21 protein-coding genes are annotated in these 21015 nt (G+C 60.4%); 9 read left to right on the top strand and 12 right to left on the bottom strand.

Annotated features, from left to right (window positions below; all coding sequences use genetic code 11):
- Positions 1 to 219: 219 nt before the first annotated feature.
- Positions 220 to 3993, bottom strand: coding sequence for an ATP-dependent RNA helicase HrpA (gene hrpA / locus U1A53_RS09895; protein ID WP_322280504.1), 3774 nt, complete (start codon positions 3991 to 3993; stop codon positions 220 to 222).
- Between the two features lie 85 nt (positions 3994 to 4078).
- On the opposite strand from hrpA, the gene U1A53_RS09890 reads away from it, so the two are divergent.
- Positions 4079 to 4813 (top strand): DUF1003 domain-containing protein, encoded by a 735-nt coding sequence (locus U1A53_RS09890; RefSeq protein WP_322280503.1) that lies wholly within the window; start codon positions 4079 to 4081, stop codon positions 4811 to 4813.
- Here U1A53_RS09890 and U1A53_RS09885 read toward each other — a convergent pair whose 3' ends face one another.
- Positions 4814 to 5233, bottom strand: coding sequence for a hypothetical protein (locus U1A53_RS09885; protein WP_322280502.1), 420 nt, complete (start codon positions 5231 to 5233; stop codon positions 4814 to 4816).
- Positions 5234 to 5291: 58 nt separating this feature from the next.
- Positions 5292 to 5768: a cupin domain-containing protein gene (locus U1A53_RS09880; protein WP_322280501.1), complete on the bottom strand. Its 477-nt coding sequence runs from the start codon at positions 5766 to 5768 to the stop codon at positions 5292 to 5294.
- 130 nt (positions 5769 to 5898) lie between these two features.
- Here U1A53_RS09880 and U1A53_RS09875 point away from each other — a divergent pair, with 130 nt between their 5' ends.
- The 5 genes from U1A53_RS09875 to sufD are packed head-to-tail and all read left to right on the top strand — an operon-like array spanning position 5899 to position 10532.
- Positions 5899 to 6354: a Fur family transcriptional regulator gene (locus tag U1A53_RS09875; RefSeq protein WP_322280500.1), complete on the top strand. Its 456-nt coding sequence runs from the start codon at positions 5899 to 5901 to the stop codon at positions 6352 to 6354.
- Positions 6355 to 6376: 22 nt separating this feature from the next.
- On the top strand, positions 6377 to 7135 hold the full coding sequence (gene sufC, locus U1A53_RS09870) for a Fe-S cluster assembly ATPase SufC (protein WP_322280499.1): 759 nt from the start codon (positions 6377 to 6379) through the stop codon (positions 7133 to 7135).
- Positions 7136 to 7143: 8 nt separating this feature from the next.
- The gene (locus U1A53_RS09865; RefSeq protein ID WP_322280498.1) at positions 7144 to 7653 is read left to right on the top strand and encodes a YcxB family protein; all 510 of its coding nucleotides are present in this window, start codon (positions 7144 to 7146) and stop codon (positions 7651 to 7653) included.
- A 47-nt stretch (positions 7654 to 7700) separates the two neighbouring features.
- On the top strand, positions 7701 to 9128 hold the full coding sequence (gene sufB / locus U1A53_RS09860) for a Fe-S cluster assembly protein SufB (RefSeq protein WP_322280497.1): 1428 nt from the start codon (positions 7701 to 7703) through the stop codon (positions 9126 to 9128).
- 48 nt (positions 9129 to 9176) lie between these two features.
- A complete protein-coding gene (gene sufD / locus U1A53_RS09855; RefSeq protein WP_322280496.1) occupies positions 9177 to 10532 on the top strand; it encodes a Fe-S cluster assembly protein SufD in 1356 nt (451 codons plus the stop codon).
- 30 nt (positions 10533 to 10562) lie between these two features.
- Here the strand turns inward: sufD and U1A53_RS09850 are convergent, their stop codons facing one another.
- The 8 genes from U1A53_RS09850 to U1A53_RS09820 form a co-directional block, all read right to left on the bottom strand.
- The gene (locus U1A53_RS09850) at positions 10563 to 11141 is read right to left on the bottom strand and encodes a 3'-5' exonuclease (protein WP_322280495.1); all 579 of its coding nucleotides are present in this window, start codon (positions 11139 to 11141) and stop codon (positions 10563 to 10565) included.
- 68 nt (positions 11142 to 11209) lie between these two features.
- The gene (gene alr, locus U1A53_RS09845) at positions 11210 to 12322 is read right to left on the bottom strand and encodes an alanine racemase (protein ID WP_322280494.1); all 1113 of its coding nucleotides are present in this window, start codon (positions 12320 to 12322) and stop codon (positions 11210 to 11212) included.
- A 1-nt stretch (position 12323) separates the two neighbouring features.
- Positions 12324 to 12494 (bottom strand): hypothetical protein, encoded by a 171-nt coding sequence (locus U1A53_RS27065; protein ID WP_345786483.1) that lies wholly within the window; start codon positions 12492 to 12494, stop codon positions 12324 to 12326.
- Entirely contained in the window at positions 12446 to 12712 is a 267-nt protein-coding gene (locus U1A53_RS09840) for a hypothetical protein (RefSeq protein WP_322280493.1), read from the bottom strand. The genes U1A53_RS27065 and U1A53_RS09840 overlap by 49 nt, the downstream gene beginning before the upstream one ends.
- 15 nt (positions 12713 to 12727) lie before the next feature.
- The gene (locus U1A53_RS09835) at positions 12728 to 13303 is read right to left on the bottom strand and encodes a DUF1802 family protein (RefSeq protein WP_322280492.1); all 576 of its coding nucleotides are present in this window, start codon (positions 13301 to 13303) and stop codon (positions 12728 to 12730) included.
- Between the two features lie 39 nt (positions 13304 to 13342).
- Positions 13343 to 14599 (bottom strand): phosphatase PAP2/dual specificity phosphatase family protein, encoded by a 1257-nt coding sequence (locus U1A53_RS09830; RefSeq protein WP_322280491.1) that lies wholly within the window; start codon positions 14597 to 14599, stop codon positions 13343 to 13345.
- Positions 14596 to 16320 (bottom strand): bifunctional alpha/beta hydrolase/class I SAM-dependent methyltransferase, encoded by a 1725-nt coding sequence (locus tag U1A53_RS09825; protein WP_322280490.1) that lies wholly within the window; start codon positions 16318 to 16320, stop codon positions 14596 to 14598. Before U1A53_RS09825 ends, U1A53_RS09830 begins: the two co-directional genes overlap by 4 nt.
- Positions 16317 to 16970, bottom strand: coding sequence for a CDP-alcohol phosphatidyltransferase family protein (locus U1A53_RS09820; RefSeq protein ID WP_322280489.1), 654 nt, complete (start codon positions 16968 to 16970; stop codon positions 16317 to 16319). Before U1A53_RS09820 ends, U1A53_RS09825 begins: the two co-directional genes overlap by 4 nt.
- 94 nt (positions 16971 to 17064) lie before the next feature.
- On the opposite strand from U1A53_RS09820, the gene U1A53_RS09815 reads away from it, so the two are divergent.
- From U1A53_RS09815 to U1A53_RS09805, 3 genes are read left to right on the top strand one after another with little or no spacing between them, the layout of a single operon-like run.
- Complete coding sequence (locus U1A53_RS09815; protein ID WP_322280488.1) at positions 17065 to 18462, top strand: DUF1501 domain-containing protein; 1398 nt, start codon at positions 17065 to 17067, stop codon at positions 18460 to 18462.
- Positions 18459 to 18977: a hypothetical protein gene (locus tag U1A53_RS09810; protein ID WP_322280487.1), complete on the top strand. Its 519-nt coding sequence runs from the start codon at positions 18459 to 18461 to the stop codon at positions 18975 to 18977. Before U1A53_RS09815 ends, U1A53_RS09810 begins: the two co-directional genes overlap by 4 nt.
- A complete protein-coding gene (locus U1A53_RS09805; protein ID WP_322280486.1) occupies positions 18974 to 19552 on the top strand; it encodes a methyltransferase domain-containing protein in 579 nt (192 codons plus the stop codon). Before U1A53_RS09810 ends, U1A53_RS09805 begins: the two co-directional genes overlap by 4 nt.
- Here U1A53_RS09805 and U1A53_RS09800 read toward each other — a convergent pair.
- The gene (locus U1A53_RS09800) at positions 19542 to 20966 is read right to left on the bottom strand and encodes a neutral/alkaline non-lysosomal ceramidase N-terminal domain-containing protein (RefSeq protein ID WP_322280485.1); all 1425 of its coding nucleotides are present in this window, start codon (positions 20964 to 20966) and stop codon (positions 19542 to 19544) included. The genes U1A53_RS09805 and U1A53_RS09800 overlap by 11 nt on opposite strands.
- Positions 20967 to 21015 lie beyond the last annotated feature (49 nt).

Genomic DNA, 21015 nt, shown 5'->3' with positions numbered 1-21015 from the left:
AAGCCAATCCTGCTGTCAGGTCCATGCGTCACAACAACGGAGCCATCGTGATTGAAGTCTGCGGAGTAAACACCCTTCAGCTCGGAGAGCGTTTCGACGTGCTTGTTTTTGTTGTCCTGCGCTAACAAGCCGGATGTTAGAGCGGAGCATGCCAAAAAGAGAAAGGCGATCCTAAGCATGGATGAAAGTCATCTTCATTCCCAGTATTCGCAAGTCTTGTCACACCCACAGAGCCTCCAGCCGCTTCACGCTCACCGGCTGTGCGGTCCCAAGCTCCTGAGCAAAAACCTGCACACGATACTCTTCCATCATCCAGCGGAAGGTTTCGTGCTGGGATTTGGGGACGTGGGATTGCCAGCCGTCGAAATCGGCGATGAGGTTGTATTTCTCGATGTCCTTGGCGGGATTGGCGAGGCAGCGCTCGTTGCGAATCTGGATGGCTTTTAAGTAGCGCGGGAGATGCTGAAGCTGCTCGTGGGGCGTGGTGGCGAGGAGGTCGGTGGGAATGAGGCGGGCGAGGTCTTGTTCGAGGCCGGGGTAGCGTTTGGCGGAGGCGAGGAGTTTGGCGCGCTGGTCGTGGATCTGGGTGAAGAGGGTCTTCACGCGATGGGTGACGACGGGGAGATCACGACGGACGGTTTCGCAGAGGGTGAAGAAGCGTTTCTCGGTGAGCGGGAAGACGGGCTGCAGGCGCAGCATGTGGGCGAGGATGTGCTCGTGGGCTTGGGTACTGAGATTGGAGGCTGGCGTGGCAGCAGCGATGGGTGTGGCGAGCTGGGAGAGGGCTGCTTGGAAGCTGGCGGGTTGTTGGGTCTTCGAAGCCGGTGCACTGATGCTGCGGAGTTCTTTGGGGAGCCAGGCGAGGTCTTTGGAGAGCGTGTTCTCGGCGAGCTGACGAATGGCAGGCGGGGTGCCGCGTGCGGCTTCGGCTTGGGTGCGGAAGAGGCGGACGTCGATCTCGCCCTCGCGGAGCACGAGGCCGAGATAACCGAGGATGGGCGTGCCGTTGAGTTCTTCGACGAGAATGGTCTCGGGAAGGTCGCCGAAGGACCAGGATTTGAGCGCGAAGCGTTCGACGCGTGGCAAAAGCTTATCCCAGGCATCGGAACGCACGTCCTGCTTTTGCACGCTAGTGCGAATGGTGTCGAGATCGCGGCTGGAGGCGATGACGCTGTTGTTTTTGGGATCGAGCACTTCAACGCGCGGCTGCAAGTGCGCGGGCAGGCTTTGCGGCGGCCAGTCTTCGGCGCGGACGTGGATGCGGTAGCGACGCGTGATGAAGTCGGCGAGCGCGGTGAGGAAGTCATCGCGTCCAGGATCGAAGGCGGCGGCGATTTCGCGTCCTTTGGGGTCGATGGGCATCAACTGGCGGCGGATGACTTTTGGAAGCGCACGCAGCATGACGTTGGCGAGTTCTTCGCGATTTCCGGGCACCATCCACTGCACCTGGCCGCTGGTGAGATGACCAGCGAGTTGCGCGGGGACTTGCACGGTGACGCCGTCGTGCTCTTCGCCGGGTTTGTAGTTATAGGTGACGGGCAACGCGGTGTTGCCGAGCGAAACTTTGTCGGGGAACTGCTGGAGGTCGCACTCGAAGTCCTCGCCAGCGGTGAGATCGGCCTCGGTGGCGCAGAGGAAGTTGGGTTGCTCGTCGAGGTGCTCTTTGACGACGCGGTTGAGATCGTGAATGGACGAGACGTTTTTAATGCGCTGGTCGTAGAAGCGGAACAGGCGCTCCTCGATGGCATAGACGCGGTTGTTGCGCACGCGGGTGAGCATGGTCTCGATCTTCTGCCGAAGCTGGTTGTTGTGCGCGTAGAAGCGCAGCGTGATGGGCACCTCCTGGTTGTCGATGAGCGCGGCACGAATGAACATCTGCGTGGCGGCAACGGCATCGACCTTGAGGAAGTCGATGTGCTGGCGCTTCACCTCTAGTCCGTGAATAAGCGTGCGCTGCGTGACGAGCACACGGCCGGATTTGAGGTTCCAATGCGGCTCGCTGTATTTGTGCGTGCAAAGATGCGCGCCGAGTTCGGCGATCCAGTTCGGATCGATCTTCGCAAGGGTGCGCGCAAAGAGCTGCGTGGTCTGCACGATCTCGCCCGCGACGATCCACGGCGGCTGGCGGCCTTTGTCCTGGCCGGGTTTGCCCTTGCTGTTCTTCTCGCGGCGTTCGTAAAGATTTGAGCCTGGGAAGACGGTCACTTCGCGATTGCCAGCAGCCTTGTAGAGATTGCGTTCCTCCTTCATCGCGATGTGGCCGAGCTGCGCGGCGAGGATGCAGCGGTGGATGGCATCGGATTGTTTTTCCCACAGATTCAGAGAACCCGCAGATTGATTTTCATTACCAATCTGTGGGTTTTCTGAATCTGCGGGAGAACTTCTTCTCAAGTCATCCCTGAAGCAGTCGCAGAGCTGGTTCCAGACATCGCGCCACTCCTGCATGCGGGTGAAGGAGAGGAAGTTGGATTTGCAGAACTTTCGCAGTGCGTTGCGTGATTTGCCGGTGGTTTCAGGGCAGGCGTTCCAGATCTTGAGCAGCGTGAGGAAGTCGGATTCGGGCGCGGCGAAGGCTTTGTGCGCGGCGTTGGCGAGTTCGCGTTTTTCCTCGGGGCGCTCGCGTGGATCGGGAATGCTCAAACCGGCGGCGATGATGAGCAGTTCGGGCAAGGCTTTCTCAATGCGTGCCTGCAAGAGCATGCGTCCGAGCGTGGGATCAAGAGGCAGGCGGGCGAGTTCGCGGCCGAGGGGCGTGAGCTCGTGCGTTTCGTTGAGCGAGCCGAGTTCGTGCAGCAGGTCGTAACCGGCGCGGATGGAGGCGCTGACGGGCGGATTGAGGAAGGGGAAGTCCTCGATCTCGCCGAGCTTGAAGGCTTTCATGCGCAGGATGACTTCGGCGAGGTTCGCCCGCTGGATTTCCGGCATGGTGAAGCGGTCGCGCTTTTCAAAATCCTCCTGCGAGTAAAGGCGGATGCAGATGCCATCCTGCACACGGCCGGCGCGGCCCGCACGCTGGTTCGCGCTGCTTTGTGACACGGCCTCGACCGGCAGGCGCTTGGTGCGCGTGCGCGGATTGTAGCGGCTGATGCGGGCGAGGCCGGTATCGATGACGTAGCGAATGCGCGGGATGGTGATGGACGTTTCCGCGACGTTCGTGGCGATGACGACGCGACGTTTGCGGCCCGGCGAGAAGATGCGCTGCTGCTCGGCGGAGGCCATGCGGCCATAGAGCGCGAGCACTTCGAATCCTGCGCCGAGTCGGCCATCGAGCAAATCGCGCGTGTCGCGGATGTCACGCTCGGTGGGCATGAAGACGAGCACATCGCCGTCATCGGTCTCGATGAGCGCATTTTCGACGGCGGAGACGGCACCGTCGATGAAGCCGAAGTCGTCTTCCTCGGTGACGAGCGGCGCATAGCGAATCTCGACCGGGTAAAGCCGCCCCGAGACCTCGATGATCGGCGCACCACCGAACGCGGCGGAAAACGCCTCGGTGTCGATGGTGGCGGAGGTGACGATGAGTTTGAGATCGGGCCGCTTTTTGAGCAAACCGACGAGATAACCGAGCAGGAAGTCGATGTTCAGCGAGCGCTCGTGCGCTTCATCGAGAATGAGCACGGAATAGGCCCGCAGCATGGGATCGCTCTGGATTTCGGCCAGCAGGATGCCGTCGGTCATGAACTTGATGCGCGTGTCGCGGCTCGTGTCGTCACTGAACCGCATCTTGCAGCCGACTTCACGGCCCCAGGGGACATTCAGCTCCTCGGCGACACGTTTGGACACACTCATCGCCGCCACACGACGCGGCTGCGTGCAGCCTATCTGGCCGCGCACATCATGCAGCGCTTCGAGGCACATCTTCGGAAGCTGTGTCGTCTTTCCAGAACCCGTTTCGCCCGCGAGGATGACGACCTGGTTTTGCCGAATGGCCGCGACGATCTCGTCACGACGCGGCGTGATGGGAAGATCGGGCGGATAACTGATGTGCGGCATGAGGCGAAGCGGGCGCGAAGGGTAGGCGGAAAATGGCGAATGACGAATTCCGAATGACGAATGTGCCGGTGATGTATTGTCGGGCATGGAACCGTCACGAACGCAGGCTCAAGGCCAAGGCAGTTGCGCTGTCACCGGACAATCATTGCCGGTGTCCAAACTGGTGCCGCTGCGGGCGTTGCAGCCGAGCATCGCGCAGACGCTGCGGGAGCGGCATCCGGAGCTGAAGGATGGGTCGCTGCTGAGCATGGAGGCGGTGAATGCGGCGCGGCTGGAGTATGTGCGCACGCTGCTGGAGAAACAGGTCGGCGATCTGACCAAGCTCGATGAGGAAGTCGTGGAGAGCCTGCACAAGCAAGAGGTGCTGAGCGAGCGACCGCTGTCGGCAGATGAGGAGATTCAGCATCTGACGTTTGGCCAGCGGCTGGCGGACAAGATTGCGGATTTCGGCGGGAGTTGGACGTTCATCCTCACGTTCTGCGGCTTTTTGATGCTGTGGATCGTGGTGAACGCCGGGCTGTTGCTGACGCGGCCATTTGATCCGTTTCCCTTCATCCTGCTGAACCTGCTGCTGTCGTTTCTGGCCTCGCTGCAGGCACCGGTGATCATGATGAGCCAGAATCGTCTGGAGGCGCGTGACCGGCAGCGCGCCGAAGGTGACTACAAGGTGAATCTGAAGGCGGAGCTCGAGATCCGGCACCTGCACGAAAAGATGGACTACCTGCTACACCAGCACGCGACGCGACTGATGGAAGTGCAGGAGATCCAGCTCGAACTGCTGCGAGAGCTGGCGCGCGGACGCGAACGCCCGAAAGCGTAGCTAAATCGAGCGTGGCATTGCGCCGCGTGGGGTGAACTTGATGTTCGCTCCCGTTGGCACCGCCGCACCGGATTGAATCCAACTACGCAGAATTTGGACATCGTTCTTGCTGATGGCATGACCGCTGGGCGGCATGGCACCGGGGATGGTGTCCGGGAAAATGACGACCTGGAAGAAACGGCTCATTTCGGGTTTGCCGGGGACGATCCAGTTCGTGCCGATCAGCTTCGCAAGCGCATGCGAGTCGTTGATTGGCGGCATGGTGGAGAGGCGGTTGTCGCCGTGGCAATGGACGCAGTTGGTTTCGAGGACGGTGCGTACTGGGGCGAAAACCTGGTCTTCGGCTGGATGCGTGGGCGTGGTGCGGCAACTGGCGAGCAGTGCAACTAAAGCACAAGTGGCGAGGATGGATGGTTTCATGTCGCAGCATGCCTGTGTTTCGTGATCGTGAAATCAGAATGCTTGCGCGCGGATTGGCTCACTCCTCGTCCTTGAAGTAGTCGGCCTCGGCCATTTCGAAGACCTTGCGCTGCGGTTTGACCATCCATTTGCCGGAATCGGGGTAGTGGATGACATCGGCCTGTGGCTGATCGGCGACGACGATGTAGGTGAGGTCTTCGGAGCCGGTGTTGATGAGCTGGTGCGCCTCGCCGGGTGGGAAGACGAGGTAGTCACTGGCTTGGATGGCCTCCTTGCCCTTCGGCGTGCGCACCTTGCCGCTGCCGGAGAGGATGTAATAGGCCTCCCACTGGGCGGCGTGCTCGTGGAGCGGGAAATTGATCTTTCCAGCCGGGATGCGGTGGATTTCGAGGTCAAAGGGGTGGCCGCCGCCCCAGGTGCCGATGTCCTTCTGGCCGCCTGCCCCCTGCGAGACACTGCGGCGCTGGATGCCATACTTGCCCTTGGGGGAGTTTTGCGCGGTCCAGGGGAGGTCTTCGGTTTGGGTGCGGGTCATGCCGGAGGCTGTAGCACGCTGTGGGGGATTTGGCGTGACTGGGAGGAAAGTTTTTTCCAAGGAAAGGCATCCGCCACTTGCCAAAGAGGCGTTTCCAATGCAGTTAGAATCATTCTAATTCTAAATCGCTATGCCCCCCTCTACCCCACGATCTCCTGCCAAAGCCTCCGGTTTGGACTGCCGTCTCGCCGTGCTGGGTGCTGACGTGCGTCTGACACCCCACCGCCGCGAGGTTTTCGACATTCTCGCTGCCTCCACCGACCACCCGACGGCCTACGACATCTTGGACCGCGTGAAAAGTCGCAGCCCAGGCATGTCGCTTGCCACGGTTTACAACTGCCTGGAGCACCTGACCACCCACGGCCTGATCAAGCTCGTCCACCTCGAGCGCGGTCAGTCCCGCTACTGTGCGAACCTCCACGAGCACGTCCATTTCCACTGCGAAACCTGCGGCAAAGTCATCGACGCGCATCCCAACGCCGACTTCGACCCCGCCAAGTTCTGGAATCTCCCTGCTGGCACCAAAGTCACCCGCACCGACCTCGCCATCCACGGCACCTGCCAGACCTGCGCCGCCAAATCTTAATTTCCTCCCCCCAAGCACCCACATGTCACTCGAGATTAAAGACCTCCACGCCCAGATCCCCGGCCGCGAAATCCTCAAAGGCCTCACCCTCACGATCAACCCCGGTGAAGTCCACGCGGTCATGGGCCCGAACGGCTCCGGCAAGAGCACGCTGAGCAAAGTCCTCTGCGGCCACAGCGACTACGAAGTCACCAGCGGCAAAGTGTTGCTCGATGGGCAAAACATTCTCGACATGGCCGTCGATGCCCGCAGCCGCGCCGGCCTCTTCCTCGCCTTCCAATACCCGCACGAGATCCCCGGCGTCAGCAACGCCAACTTCCTCCGCGCCTCCTTGAAGGCCCGCCTGCCGAAGGGCGAGGACATCGACGCCGTGAAGTTTTACAAGCAGATGTATGCCCGCATGGACGCCCTCGAAATGGACCGCAGCTTCACCAGCCGCAGCGTCAATGAAGGCTTCTCCGGCGGTGAAAAGAAGCGCAACGAAATCCTCCAGCTCATGATGCTGGAGCCCAAATACGCCATCCTCGACGAAACCGACTCCGGCCTCGACATCGACGCGCTGAAAATCGTCTCCCGCGGCGTGAACGCCATGCGCAGCGAGAACCGCGGCTTCCTCGTCATCACGCATTACCAGCGCCTCCTGAACTACATCCAGCCCGACATCGTCCACGTCCTCAAAGACGGCCGCATCGTCAAAAGCGGCGGCAAAGAGCTCGCTCTCGAACTCGAAGCCAAGGGCTACGACTGGGTCCATGAGGAGCCTCTCGCCGCTGCCGCATAACTGAATCAATGAACGAAGAGATTACAGTCCAGACAGTCTTTGATGTGCCATCCATGCGCGTGGCTTATCGTTGGCATAAGTGTGCCCATGGATGGCAGAAAGCCACAAAGTGGATGCTGCCCTTGGTAGCTGTGGTCGGGCTTTATCAACTTGTCTATTCCGCAGGGGTAGATCGTACAGTGGGCGGTATTTTACTGGGGATTGCGGTATTCGCTGTGCTGGTGCTGGTTTTGGAGCGACGCATCATGGAAAAGTCTATCAGGAGCAGCCCGGCTTGTGGTGAGAAAATCAAGTTTGTGTTTGGTGAGGAGGGATTTTCCTTGAAGGCACCTGGTCTTGAAAGCGCGCTTTCTTGGAACCAAGTTTTTGAATCAAAGACCACTCCCGAGGGAGCGCTCATCTACCTCCAGCGCCTCATGTTTCACTGGCTCCCCAAGACCGCCTTCACCTCTGAAGCCGACTACAACCGCTTCCTCGACCTCCTCGCCGCCAAAACCAAGCATTCGAAGGTTGGCTAAGCCCCAACTTGAAACTTTGAACCTGAAACCCGCCAAATTTTAACATCATGGTCACCGCCCCAGAACCCGTCGATAACGACATCTCCGACATCAAGGTCGATAACGTTGGCGATTTCACCTTCCCCGAGCGCAACAAGTTCGACTCCGGCTTCGGCGTCACCGAAAAAACGATCGACTACATCAGCGATGTGAAGGGTGATCCCGACTGGATTCGCGAGTTCCGCAAAAAGGCGCTCAAGGTCTTCCTCGACAAACCCATGCCCACGCATTGGGCCACGAAGGATTTGGAAAACATCAAGTTTGACGAATTCCGTTACTACCTCAGCGACGGCCAGAAGCCGAAGCGCTCCTGGGACGATGTGCCTGAGGACGTGAAGAAGACTTTTGATCGTCTCGGCATCCCCGAGCAGGAACGCAAATTCCTCGCCGGTGTCGAAGCGCAATACGACAGCGAGGCCGCTTACTCAAACATCAAAGCCGCCGTCGCCGAGCAGGGCGTCATCTTCGTCAACAGCAGCGAGGGACTCAAAGAACACCCCGAGATCTTCAAGAAGTGGTTCGGCAAAGTCATCCCCACCGGCGACAACAAATTCTCCGCGCTCAACAGCGCCGTCTTCTCCGGCGGTTCATTCATCTACGTCCCGCCCGGCGTGAAGGTGAAACACCCGCTCCAGGCCTACTTCCGCATCAACAGCGAGCAGTTCGGCCAGTTTGAGCGCACCCTCATCATCGCCGATGAAGGCGCGGAAGTGATGTACATGGAGGGCTGCACCGCGCCGAAGTTCGAGACCGCCACCCTGCACAGCGCCGTCGTCGAACTCGTCGCCCTCAAAGGTGCCAAGATTCAGTACGTCACCGTGCAGAACTGGAGCAGCAACGTCTTCAACCTCGTCACCAAGCGCGGCATCGCGCATGAAGACGCCGTCGTGAAATGGATCGACTGCAACATCGGCAGCCGCCTCACCATGAAATACCCCGGCGTCATCATGAAGGGCAAACGCGCCCGTGGCGAAGTCATCAGCATCGCCCTCGCCAACAGCGGCCAGCATCAGGACACCGGCGCGAAAATGGTCCATGCCGCCGATGACACCACCAGCAACGTCATCAGCAAATCCATCTCCATCGGCCAGGGCCGCGCCACGTATCGCGGTCTCGTTCACATCCCGAAGCATCTCAAAGGCTGCAAAAACAACACCGAGTGCGACGCCCTGCTCATCAACACCAACAGCCGCACCGACACCTACCCCGCCATCAGCGTCCGTGGCAACCAGCACTCCACGCAGCACGAAGCCAGCGTCAGCCAGGTCAGCGCCGATCAAATCTTCTACCTCATGCAGCGCGGCCTCAGCGAAGCCGAAGCGATGAGCTTGTCCGTCAACGGCTTCATCAACGACCTCGCGAAGGAATTCCCGATGGAATACAGCGTCGAACTCAAACGCCTCATTGACCTCGAAATGGAGGGCAGTGTCGGCTAACGCTCACGACGAGCCACTATCTTCAAGCAATCGCCATTGTTCGCACGCATGCCCACTCTCGCTCCAGTTCCCCAGACCTCCTCCATGCCTTCCGAAGCCGCTCCTGTCGCCGCGCCACCTGCCGGACTCGAAATCATTGCTCCTGCTCGCGAAACGTCTGCTGCGCCCGCTTGGTTCCTCGAAAAATCCGCTGCCGCATGGAGCAACTTCCAATCCCTACCGGTCCCCGGCCTCAAGGACGAAGCCTGGCGCTACTCCAACGCCAAAAAGATCGCATTGAGCACCTACCAGCCCGCTGCGGCTGCCAATGAGCACATTGAAGCCGAAGCCGTTGCCGCATCGTCAGGCCTCGCCGAAACCGCCGCACGCTTTGTCTTCGTCAATGACCGTCTCGTCGTTGCCGAGACCGACAGATTGCCCGCCGGTGTGATCTGCCTGCCATTCGAAGAAGCGCTGCAATCCCAAGCCGCACTTCTCCAACAGCACTTCATGCAGCGCGAGATGACGCTCGGCTCCGCCAAGTTCGCCGCACTGCATCTGGCGCACGTTCGGGCCGGACTCGTCATTCTGGTGCCCAAAGGCATCGCCATTGAGCAACCCATCGAAATCTTCCATTGGATCGCCGCCGAGCATGCCGCCATTTTCCCGCACACGCTCATCGTCACCGAGGACAACGCCGATGTCACCGTCGTCGATCACTACCGCACTTGGAAGGCCGAGACCGGCCTCAGCCTCGCCGTAGCCGATCTCGTCGCCGGCAAAGGCAGCCGCATCCGTTACATCGCCTGCCAGGAACTGGGCGAGAAGGCGCAAGCCATGCATCTCTCCAGCACCGTCACCGCACGCGATGCGCAGGTGAAAAACTTCCAGGTCCAGCTCGGCGCCGAGTTCAGCCGCAGCGAAAGCGTCAGCGATCTCCTCGGCGAAGGCTCTCACAGCGACATGCTCAGCGTCGCCTTGCCCACCGGCGATCAAATCGTCGATCAACGCACGCTGCAAAACCACAAGGCCCCGCACGCCACCAGTAACCTTCTTTACAAAAACGCGCTCTACGGCAAATCGCGCTCCATTTTTAGCGGCCTCATCACCGTCGATAAAGAGGCGCACTTCACCGACGCCTACCAGACCTGCCGCAACCTCCTCAACAGCGACGAAGCCGAAGCCACGAGCCTCCCCGGCCTCGAAATCAACGCTGACCAGGTCAAATGCAGCCACGGTGCCACCAGCGGCCCCATCAGCGACGAAGAACTTTTCTACCTCAAAGCCCGCGGCATCACCGACGGCGAAAGCCGCAAGCTCATCGTCGAAGGCTTCCTCGCCGACGCCCTCGCCAAACTCGGCAACGGCCCCATCGCCGACATGGTCGTCTCCCGCATTCACGAGAAGTTGATCCTGGCCGTTTGAGCGAAGTGGTCCGCACACTCCGTGTGCGGTTCAGACCAGCGCCGGAATCACGCCCACGGAGCAATCCACCGGACATTCTTGGAAGCTAGGCGTCAGCCGTGTCCACATCTGCCGTACTGCCTGCGCCAGCAGTTGCACATCGCCACGCGCATCGTGACGCACTACGCCCTCGCTTGAGAGACCTAAGCGGCTTAGCACCGCGTCCAGGCCATGGCCGCCTTTGCCGCCCCAGATTTTGCGTGAGAACGACCGCGAATCCAATGCACTCGTCTCGCGCACCGGGATGCCGTGACGCATGCAGTTCTCGGCGATGAAGCGCATGTCAAAGCGCAGGCCGTTGTGCGCGATCAATGTCGCATTCTGACCCACGAAGCGGGAGAACTGCATCAAAACGTCCACCGGCGACGGCGCATCCGCGACTTGAGCCTGCGTGATCCCCGTCAGCTTCGTGATGAACGAGGGTATGTGGTTCTCAGGTCGCACATAGCTGTCAAAATACTCGCCTGCATCCCAACGTCCGTGCTGTACCTTCATTGCCGCGATCTGGATGATCTCATGCTGGGAGGGTAACAAGCCGGTCGTTTCGAGGTCGAAGATGATGAGGTTCATGAATGAGGAGGAACACGCCATCGCGCCCCACCCCTTCGTTGCGTCCATCACCCGTCGAATGCAAGGCATTAAACATACACGCGCGGCACACGCGCATTGATGTTCGTCAGCACCTCATACGGAATCGTTCCCGCGCAGTCGGCCACATCTTGAGCAGTGATCGTCTCCCCACCATCCGTGCCAATGATCGTCACCATATCGCCATTGTAGGCGGTTCCCCACTCCAAATTTACCATGAACTGGTCCATGCACACGCGGCCCACGATTGAATGCCGCTGACCTCGAATGAGCACTTGGCCGCGATTCGACAGCACCCGAAAATAGCCGTCGCCATAGCCCACCGGCACCGTGACGACGCGCACGGGATGATCGCTGCTCCAAGTGCCGCCGTAGCTCACTGGATTGCCAGGTTGCACGACTTTGAAATACACCACCTGCGAGTTCCAGCTCAGCGCCGGCCTTACCGCGACTGTTTGCTTCGTTTCACGCGATGGATAAACACCATACAGCATGATCCCCGGCCGCACGAGATCGAGATGGCTCTCAGGGAGCTGCAAAATGCCGCCGGAGTTCGCGATGTGCCGCTGTGGCGGCGGCAGGCCGCGTTTTGGATAAAATTCGAGCACTTCGAGGAATCGCGCGAGTTGCTCTCGTGCTCCTGCAAGGTCCGCCGCGTCTGAACTGGCGAAGTGTGAGTAAATCCCGGCCACCTCGACATTCGTGAAGCCCAAACTGGCCTCCAGCAGCTTCTCCGCGCTGTACCAATGCACGCCAATGCGCTCCATGCCCGTGTCGATCTTCAAATGCACCCGCGCCATCACCTTCGCCGCAGCCGCCGACTCATCAATCTGCCGCAGCTTGTCGATGGACGATGCGGTCATCATCAACTCATGCGCGATGAACTGCGGAATTTGCCGCGTCGCCACGCCGCCAAACACGAGAATCGGCACCGCGATGCCCGCCTGCCGTAACGCGACCGCCTCCTCCAACAACGCCACGCCAAAACACGTCGCCCCATGCGCCTCCAAATGGCCAGCCACCTCCACGATGCCATGCCCATACGCATTCGCCTTCACCACGGGCATAACCGTCGCCTTGCCGACATGCGCCCGGATCGCAGCAAAATTCTGCGCGAGGGTGCCGAGGTTCACCTCGACATGGGTTGGGCGGATGGCGTCCATTTCAGGAATCATGAAGAGCCGACGATATGCCGGCATTGGATTTCCGCTCGGTTAATTCACAGCGATGCCCCTCGGAATCATCAACCACCGCCCGCAAACCCCACTCACTCAATGTGGGTTTCACTACGGCCTTCGCTCCAGCTTGAACCAATGTCGAGAATGCTTTCTCCACTGAATCCACGGTGAATCCAAGCCGCGTGCTGTCGTGGGCGTTTCGCCAGGCTTCAGTGGATAGATCTCGAAGCCGAAATTGCCGAGTTCGGACGAGAAATGTTCCGGCCCACTGCCATGCCGATGTTTAACGAACTGCATCCCCAAATGGGCATAGAATATCGCCAGCTTTTCTGGTTCGCTGGCTCGAAGCACAAGTAACGACAGGCTTGGATTCATTCCGGCAGCATAACGCTAGCCCAGGATCGCTTTCAACTTCGCCGACACCTCGGCAAACGCCTCATTACTCAGTGCAGGCGTCGCGGCGGCGGCCATGGGCAGGCCTTCCTCCGGCAGCGTGATCCAGGAGCGGCAGCCGCCGTAGCTCTTCGCATACGCGAAGTGCCAGAGTTGCGGGAGCTTGTAGGCACGGACGAGAGCGACATGCAGGCAGCTTTCGTCGTCGTAAATGAAGCGCTCCTTCACCACGTCCTCGTTCCAGATGTGCAGCGGGGCCAATGCGGCGACCTTGTCCCAGTCGGTGACTTTCCAGACCTGTTCTAGCGTGGCGCAGCCGTCGATGTCCACCGTTTGACGTTCTTCTTCCGGTGGGAAGGCACGCTGGGTGTTCTCGGGCGTCCAGCTCAGCTTCTCGGCCTGGTTGTGAAACCACGTCGGGAACAGGAAGAACTCGCGGTGCTTCCACTCGAAGCCGCCACGGCCCTCGTGAATGCCGCCTTTGCGCAAAATGATGCTGAGCTTGCCTTGCACGAGGGCATCGCAGACGAAGGACCATTCTTTGAATCCGATGGGGGCGGTAAGGTTGGGCATGATGCTTGATTAGCCGGACGATTCACGAGGGCAAGCGCTCTAAATGACCACGCTGGGTTCCAGTGCGCGAATCTTGCTCTTGGCGGCCTCCAAGCTCTCCGCTTCGCCATTTTCCACCAGCCAGTGCGCGGCGATGAGCGCGGAACGCTGCAAGCCGAGCTGGCAATGCATGAAGACGCGGCGGCCTGCGGCCCGCTGTTCGCGGATGATGTTCAACGCGGCGGTGATGTGCTCTGGTTTGAGCGGAACGAGATCGAGCAGCGGCAGATTGTGATAATGCGCATGCTCGCGGAAGGCCACGGGCGCGTTGGTTTCGGCGGTGAGGTCCAGCACGGCCAGATCGCCTCCCTGGACGAGTGCCGCGGCTTCTTTGGCGGTAACTTTGCGGCCGAAGAGCACGCCGGGTGTGACTTCATGCCATCCGGGCTTCCGTTGGAGCCACTTGCGCTGAATTTGCGCCGTCGCGATGAGCACCGGCAGCAGGCACCACTCGGCGGAAGGCGAGAGCGTGCCGTTTTCTTTGCCCAACAGTCGCGACTGGCCCGTGGCATAGGCCAGCGCCATAATCCCGCACGCCACGGCGGGCCAGACGAAGAAGATGGAGCCAAAACTCAGCGCCGTGCATGCCACCGCACCGATGCCGTAGCGCAGCGCATATTTTGAGGAAGGATTCCGGGGCCCAAGCTGCCGAGAATCGGGAAAGATGGCCGCGATGGCCCAGCCCATGACGAAACCGCCCGCCACATCGACGAGATGATGCTGCCAGACGAGCAGCGTCGAGAGACCGATGAGGATGAACCACACTTTCACCGCCGTGCGCAGCCGGCCGGTGAGATGCGCGCCGTAAAACACCCACACCAACGAGCGCAGGCTGATGTGCAGCGAGGGCGCGAGGTTGTAGGGCAGGTCGTTGAAGTAGAGCGCATGAAACAGCGGCGCGGTCCAGCCCACGGGCTCCGGCCTGGGCAGGGCAAGTTTCAGTGGAAACAGCAGGTAACACACACCGCTGAGCACGGTGACGGCGATGAGGCGCTTGGTGAGCAGATTCAGCTCCAGCTTGCTGCCGCAGAGAAAAAACGCGCCGCAGAAAAACAGATCAAGCGACCAATACGGCACCACCAGCTCGCGCACGAAGGGGATGTGCCGCTCCCATTCGAACATCAGCGTCGGCACATCACCGCGTGTGGCGGTGAAGTGATTGCAGCCGCTGTACACGATCACAAACGTGGCACCCGCGAGCGCGAGCCGCCAAATCGCGGGCCAGAACAGGCCGGGTTCGCGGGGAGCGCGGTTCATGCAGGTTTGCGGGCGATGCTGACGGTGAAGATGCCGAAATCGTCGATCCACTGCTTCTCTTTTTTGAAGCCTGCCTGCTCGACGAGCGCGTCCATCTCACCCTGCGGGCGGCGGCGCATGATCCAGTATTGGCCGTCGCGGTTGGTGAGCGTGCGGGCGATCATTTCCACCTGCGGATGCCATGGCTGGCCAGTGTAGATGAGCCAGCCGCCCGGATTCACCGCGCTGAACAAACCACGCAACGAGCGCTGGAGTTTGTCGTTCTCTGGAAACAACTCATACAAGCCGGACACGACGGCGATGGATGGCTTCGGCTCGACGGTGGCCAGCGATTGCTCGTCGAAGGCATCACCACGCAGATGCGTGATGCGTTCGCTGAGACCCATTTGCTGCGCGGACTCACGACCTCGTGCCAATGCGGATTCGCTCCAGTCGCGGCACAGGATTTTCAGATCGGGCTCGTCGAGCACGTCCAGCAAGTAGCGCCCCGCTCCGCCGGCGATGTCCATGAGCTGCAAGGGCATGCCAGCCTCTCGAACTTGCTTCACCGCAAAGCGCAGCGCCTGATTCATGCACGCGCGCCGCTGGCGGATTCCGCGCCAGCCGATGGCGTTGAGGTAAAAGTAATCGATGACCTTGCCGACGAGCAGGTTGCCGCGCGGCTTGTTGTCATAGACGTAATCGAGCGATTCGCCGGAGTCGAAACCCGTCGCATGACCGATGCGGATGCCCTGGCTGAGTCTGCCGGTCGTGCCGAGAGCGGCGCGCTGGAAAATGAATGAAAGCCCTCGCAGCGAGGGGGATGGCAGCGGCTTCTTCAGGCTCGCAAACTCCGCATTCGTGGCCGGATGCGTCAAATCGGCCTCCAGGCGTGGAGGCGTGAAATTGGCGATGCAGCGCTCGGCGAAGCGTTTGATCGCGCCGCAGACTTCATCGCGGCATAGATCGTGGAAGATGGCATGGCGCGCGCCTTTGAGCGTGAGATGCGTTTTTTGCTCGCAGCCGTAGTTGGTGTAGAGCGCGTCGATGGCCTCGCGTTTCACCACTTTGTCCGCACCGGCGGAAAAAAGCAGCAGCGGCCGGTCCATGACCTCCGCGTCGCTGATCACGCGCTGCGCGGTGTCGAAGAGATCGACAAGGATTTTGGCCGAGATGTCCTTGGAGATGAGTTTGTCGGCATCGTAAGCGGAGGCTGCGCTCAGATCGCGGGTGAGCCAGGAGCCGCGGACGTAGCTCTTGATCGTGGCGTCGGATTTGAGCTTCTGCATCACTCGGATGCTCGTGAGAGCACCCGGAACGATCAGATTCACCTCCAGCGCTGGCGTGGCGAGCACGAGGCCGGCAATGCGCGGTGCAAAGTCATGCACCCAGGCCGCCGCCACGACTCCGCCAACGCTGTGTGCCACCACCACGGTGCGTTCCGGCGTCAAGCCGTGCGCTTTTTGCAGGTGATGGAAAAACGTGTCGAGATCGCGCACATACTCCATAAAACCTGCCGCATGCCCTCGCCTTCCCGGCGAAAGGCCATGGCCGCGTGCCTCCCAGGCATAGATCGCTGTGTCCGGCATTGAGAGAGAAGGAATCACCGTATCCCAACGGTCTGCATGCTCATGGCCGCGATGCAGCAGCACCAGCGCCTTTGTGGTTCCCTGGACGTTCCAGGCTTTGTAATGAAGGGCGAGACCGTCGTCGGTGGTGAATTGGAGGCGTTCGGAGTTCATGAGGGTCTTTGGTGAAGGACTTTTGCCAGATGACTGACACGCCGCCAGACGGTAATAACGATACCTGCATTGATGACAGCAATGGTCCAGGTCAGCAGCGGGAGTGCGACCTGCATCAGGTCCAGCGTCAGCATTCCCAGGCAGCCCAGCGTCACCGTGAACATCCGGTGCGGTTTCGCCATCGGTCCGCAGAAATCGTGCTTGCCGGTGATGCTGGCGCCGAGGGCACGAACATAGGCGGTCAACACCGAGCCGCCCATCGCCGCCCAGCCTAGCGCGATGCTCCACTCCGTGCCTCCGGCGTATCCCAGCGGCACCAGGATGAAGGCGTCGTCGATGCGGTCGGGGATCTCATTGAAAAGCTCGCCCGTGGCCGATTTGAGACCGCCTTCAACCGCGAGCAGGCCGTCCATCATGTTGCAGAACAAGCGGAGCTGAACTCCTACGGCCGCGATGAGCCAGAAGAGCCACGCCGAATCCGACCGGACCGCCATCAACGCCGCCCCGCCGCCGACAGCCGCGCAAACAATCCCCAACAGGGAAACGGTGTTCGGCTTTAATCCGAGACGCAGCATTCCACGCGAAAAAAACTGAGCCCAAGCCGTGCTGCGCGACTTCAAAGGACGACGTGCCGAAGGATCGCTGCTCATGAGGGCGAAGCAAACAACCGCGCCGTCGGATGTCAATCCGCCTGCTGGTATCGCGAGGAAATAGCGCCATGCTGCACCACGTTTGATCTCACACATGTCCCCTCGTTTCAATCCCACAGGCGCATGTTCGCCCCTCAGCCGCCGCCAACTGCTCTCCGCAGGCGGTTTGGGGATGTTCGGGCTGACGATGCCGCGCTTTCTGTGGGCGGCGGAGCATCAGCCGCTGGAAAAGCTCGTGGCGAAGGCGAAGTCGGTCATCTTTTGCTTCCAGTGGGGCGGGCCGAGCCATCTGGAGACCTTTGACATGAAACCGGATGCTCCTGAGGGCATTCGTGGTTTTCACAAGCCGATCAAGTCGAGCGCGGATGGCATCTGGGTCTCGGAGAAACTGCCGAAAACGGCGAAGGTGATGGACAAGGTCACGCTGGTCCGCTCCGTGCATCACACGATGAAAAATCACAACAGCGCGGGCTACTACGCGTTGAGCGGCCATGCGCCGCCGAGTGATGACCAGCGGCTCAAGGATTCGCCGGATCTGTTTCCGGCCTATTCGTCGGTCGTGGATGCCCTGGCTCCATTGAAAGGCGAAATTCCGACTGCGACGACCTTTCCTTACATTGTGAGTGACGGCTCCGTGACGCCGGGACAACGCGCGAGCTTTCTGGGCAAGGAGCATGATCCCTTCATCGTGCTGCGCGATCCGAACGCGCCGGACTTTGCGCTGCCGGAGCTGAGTTTGCCAAGCGGTGTGAGTTTTGAGCGTCTGAATGCACGGCGAGAGCTGCAAAAGCTCGTCGATTCACAGACGAGGATGCTCGATTTCTCCGCCGAGGCGCGTGGCATCGAAAGCTATTACGACAAAGCTTTGTCGATGCTGCACAGCGAGAAGCTGCGCGCTGCCTTCGACCTCACGAAGGAGCCGGACAAGGTGCGCGATGCGTATGGCCGCTCGCCCTATGGCCAGAGCCTGCTTATGGCGCGACGTCTTGTGGAAGCAGGCGTGAAGTTTGTGACGGTCAATTTTTCCCAAGGCATCGGCGGGCAAAGCACGACCGAGGGCGGCTGGGACACACACGGGTTCAATGACACGCGCATGTTCCCGATCATTGAAAAGTATCATCTGCCGATCACCGAGCAGACGCTGCCGACTTTTTTGACCGATCTCGATGAACGCGGTCTGCTGGACGAGACGCTCGTCGTGTGGGTCGGTGAGTTTGGGCGCACGCCGAAGATCAACAAGAACATCTCCCGTGATCACTGGCCGCAGTGCTACACCGCGCTGCTCGCCGGCGGCGGTGTGAAGCGCGGTTTTGTGCATGGCGCGTCTGACAAGAACGGCGAGCATCCCGCCGACAAGCCGGTGAAGCCCGATGATCTCGCGGCCACGATGTATCACCTGCTCGGCATGCACTCCGAAACAATGGTCAAAGACGTGATCGGCCGCGACGTGCCGATCAGTTATGGCAAAGTCATTCACGACATCATCGGATGAAAACGCTCCTCACCACGATCTGCGCGCTGATTTGCGCCAACCTGTCTGCTAAAGACCTCGGCACACATCCGGTCTTCAAGCATTACATCGGCACATGGACGGCCGAGGGCGAGCTGAAGGGCGAGAACAACGTCATCACGATCAAAGAGGAGTGGACCGGCAAGCCCGACGGCGACAACGCCTTCCTCATCGAAGGCACACGCACGATCAACGGCGACACACAGCCGTTCAAATGGGCGATCATCTACAACGAGGGCGCGGACAGCTATGATGCGACGATCAGCGGCGCGGACGGTGCGCAGATGCTGCGATTTGAAGCTCGTGCCTCCGAGGCGAACCTCACGCTCGAGCTCAAGGCCATCACCGGCGGCGGCCAGAGCGCCATCACCATCATCGATTCGTTCAAGGGCGAGGCCAGGGACGTCCTCGAGAGCAAGGTCACCAGCACGGGTGATGCCGGGCAGACGACGCTGGAGGGCGTGATCAAGCATCAGAAGGAAAAACCGGCCCCATGAACATCACCAACTGGGATCAGGCCTACCAGGAAAATTTCACCCCGTGGGACAAAGGGCTGCCTTCACCACCGCTGGTGGAATGGCTGGTGCGGAACAAGCTCACAGGACGTGTTCTGGTGCCGGGATGCGGCGTGGGACATGACGTGGCGCACCTCGTTTCGCTGGGAATCGACGCGCATGGCCTCGACATCGCGCCCACGGCGATCGCGCAGGCGAAGGAACGCTATCCGCAGATGGCGGAGCGCTTTGTGTGTGGCGATCTGTTTGAGTTCAGCGGCCAGTTTGACGCCATCGTGGAGCACACCTGCCTGTGCGCACTGCCGCCGGAGTGGCGCGGGCGTTATCGAGACGCGGCAGTTTCACTGTTGAAGCCGGGCGGACGGCTCATCGGTGTGTTTTTCATCAACCCGGAGATGGACCCTGGCGAAACAGGGCCGCCGTTTGGCATCTCGCTGGATGAATTGACCGCCCTGTTCGCGCAGCGCTTCGAAATCATCGAGAGCCACGTGCCTGAGACCGCTTATCCAGGGCGTGAGGGCCGTGAGTGTCTCCGCGTACTGCGGCTTACTTCTTGATCTTGACGCTCTCGGACAAAGGCGCCGCCGGATTCTGCATGCGGCGTGAGACAAACTCCTCCGGCACGAGCGTTTTCACCGTGCTGGCGATGATGCCTTCGATGCCGGAAGCAAAACGTGTGGGGCGGCCGTAATAAATCATGGCGTCTGCAGCTTCGTAGCCGCCTTCTTCCCACACACGCTGCGAGGGGATGTAACAAGGCACGTCGTTGCTGTAGCCGTTGACCCAGGTGCGCGCGGGGTCGAACTCGCGTTTGAAGCGCAGGCTGTAGTCCACCACGACTTCACCGGGCAGGTTGATGGTGAGCAAATCCTTGCCGTAATGCCACACTTGAATCGTGTAGGGCAGCGCGGACGGGAGTTTCACGCCACGCTCGAGCAGGGCGAGATGCTTCCTGGCGTGATATGCCTTCCATTTGTTGGTGTCAGCAGCCTTCGCCTTCCATTCGTCTGCAGCGGGCACTTTTTCAAAGGGCAGCATGACTTCTTTGTTTGCGCAGTTGAGCGGGCCGGTGACGGCATGCATGGGCAGATTGATGAGACGCACTATTTCCTTCGCGATGCTGACGCCATGCTGGCTTGCGCGTCCGATCTCATAGCGCGGATACGGGTTCTGATCCGCACCACAGCCGATGGCAATGAGACACACGGCTCCAGGGAAGCGCAGCTCCATTTCCTCGTGCGCACGCCCTGCCCAGTCACCATGGACCTCGTTAAAATTAAGCGTGGTGCAGTGGCAGGCGTAACTGGCGTGCGTGGCGATGAGTTTTTTGCCGTCGGCGCTTTTCACACGCAGGACGGGCAGGGCGCGGTCGGTGGGGCCGTTGAAGTTCTGCGCGTTCTGAAAGCCGGTTTCGGTCTTCAGCCGACGGTTAAAGGCGAAATAAACCTTGCCGCTGCTCCAGTCGAGGCGGGCAGGCTCCATTTTCCCCAAGGCTTCGGCAACGGCCTGGACGATTTCCACGGTGAGTTCCTCCGTGTACCTTTCCACGCGCTGCTGCTGGTCGGCGGGGAGATCAGCGCCAAAGAGGAAGGGCAGCACGCCCTTGAGCATCGGCGCGCAATGGGTGTGGGTGGAATGCAGGGTGAAGCGCTCGTCGGCGATGGTTTTACCGAGGGCGGCGAGGCGTTTGAGCACCTCGGCGCGCACGGTCGAAGGCACGCCGCAGTTATCGACGGTGACGATGATGGCCGGGGCATCCTCCTTCCATTGCAAGGCCAGGGCATTCGCGTGGAGACGCTGCGCCACTTTCTCAAACTCCGTGGTGCGGTTGCCGTAGCCGCTGAGCCGGACCGGGTAATCCGGCGTGATGTCCACGTGGCTTGCGCCAGCTTTCCAGAAAGGCCCATTCTGCGCCGACAGCACTGCCGTCTGCAGAATGAACAAGAGGATCGGGAGGAGAACCTTGCGCATATGTAGGATTCTGCCTGGAAAGTCCTGATTTTAGCAAGACCTAAATCTT

This window comes from Prosthecobacter sp., assembly GCF_034366625.1.
Taxonomy (GTDB): domain Bacteria; phylum Verrucomicrobiota; class Verrucomicrobiia; order Verrucomicrobiales; family Verrucomicrobiaceae; genus Prosthecobacter.
Note: the sequence above shows the minus strand (reverse complement) of the source record. Positions and strands in the feature narration are given on the sequence as shown.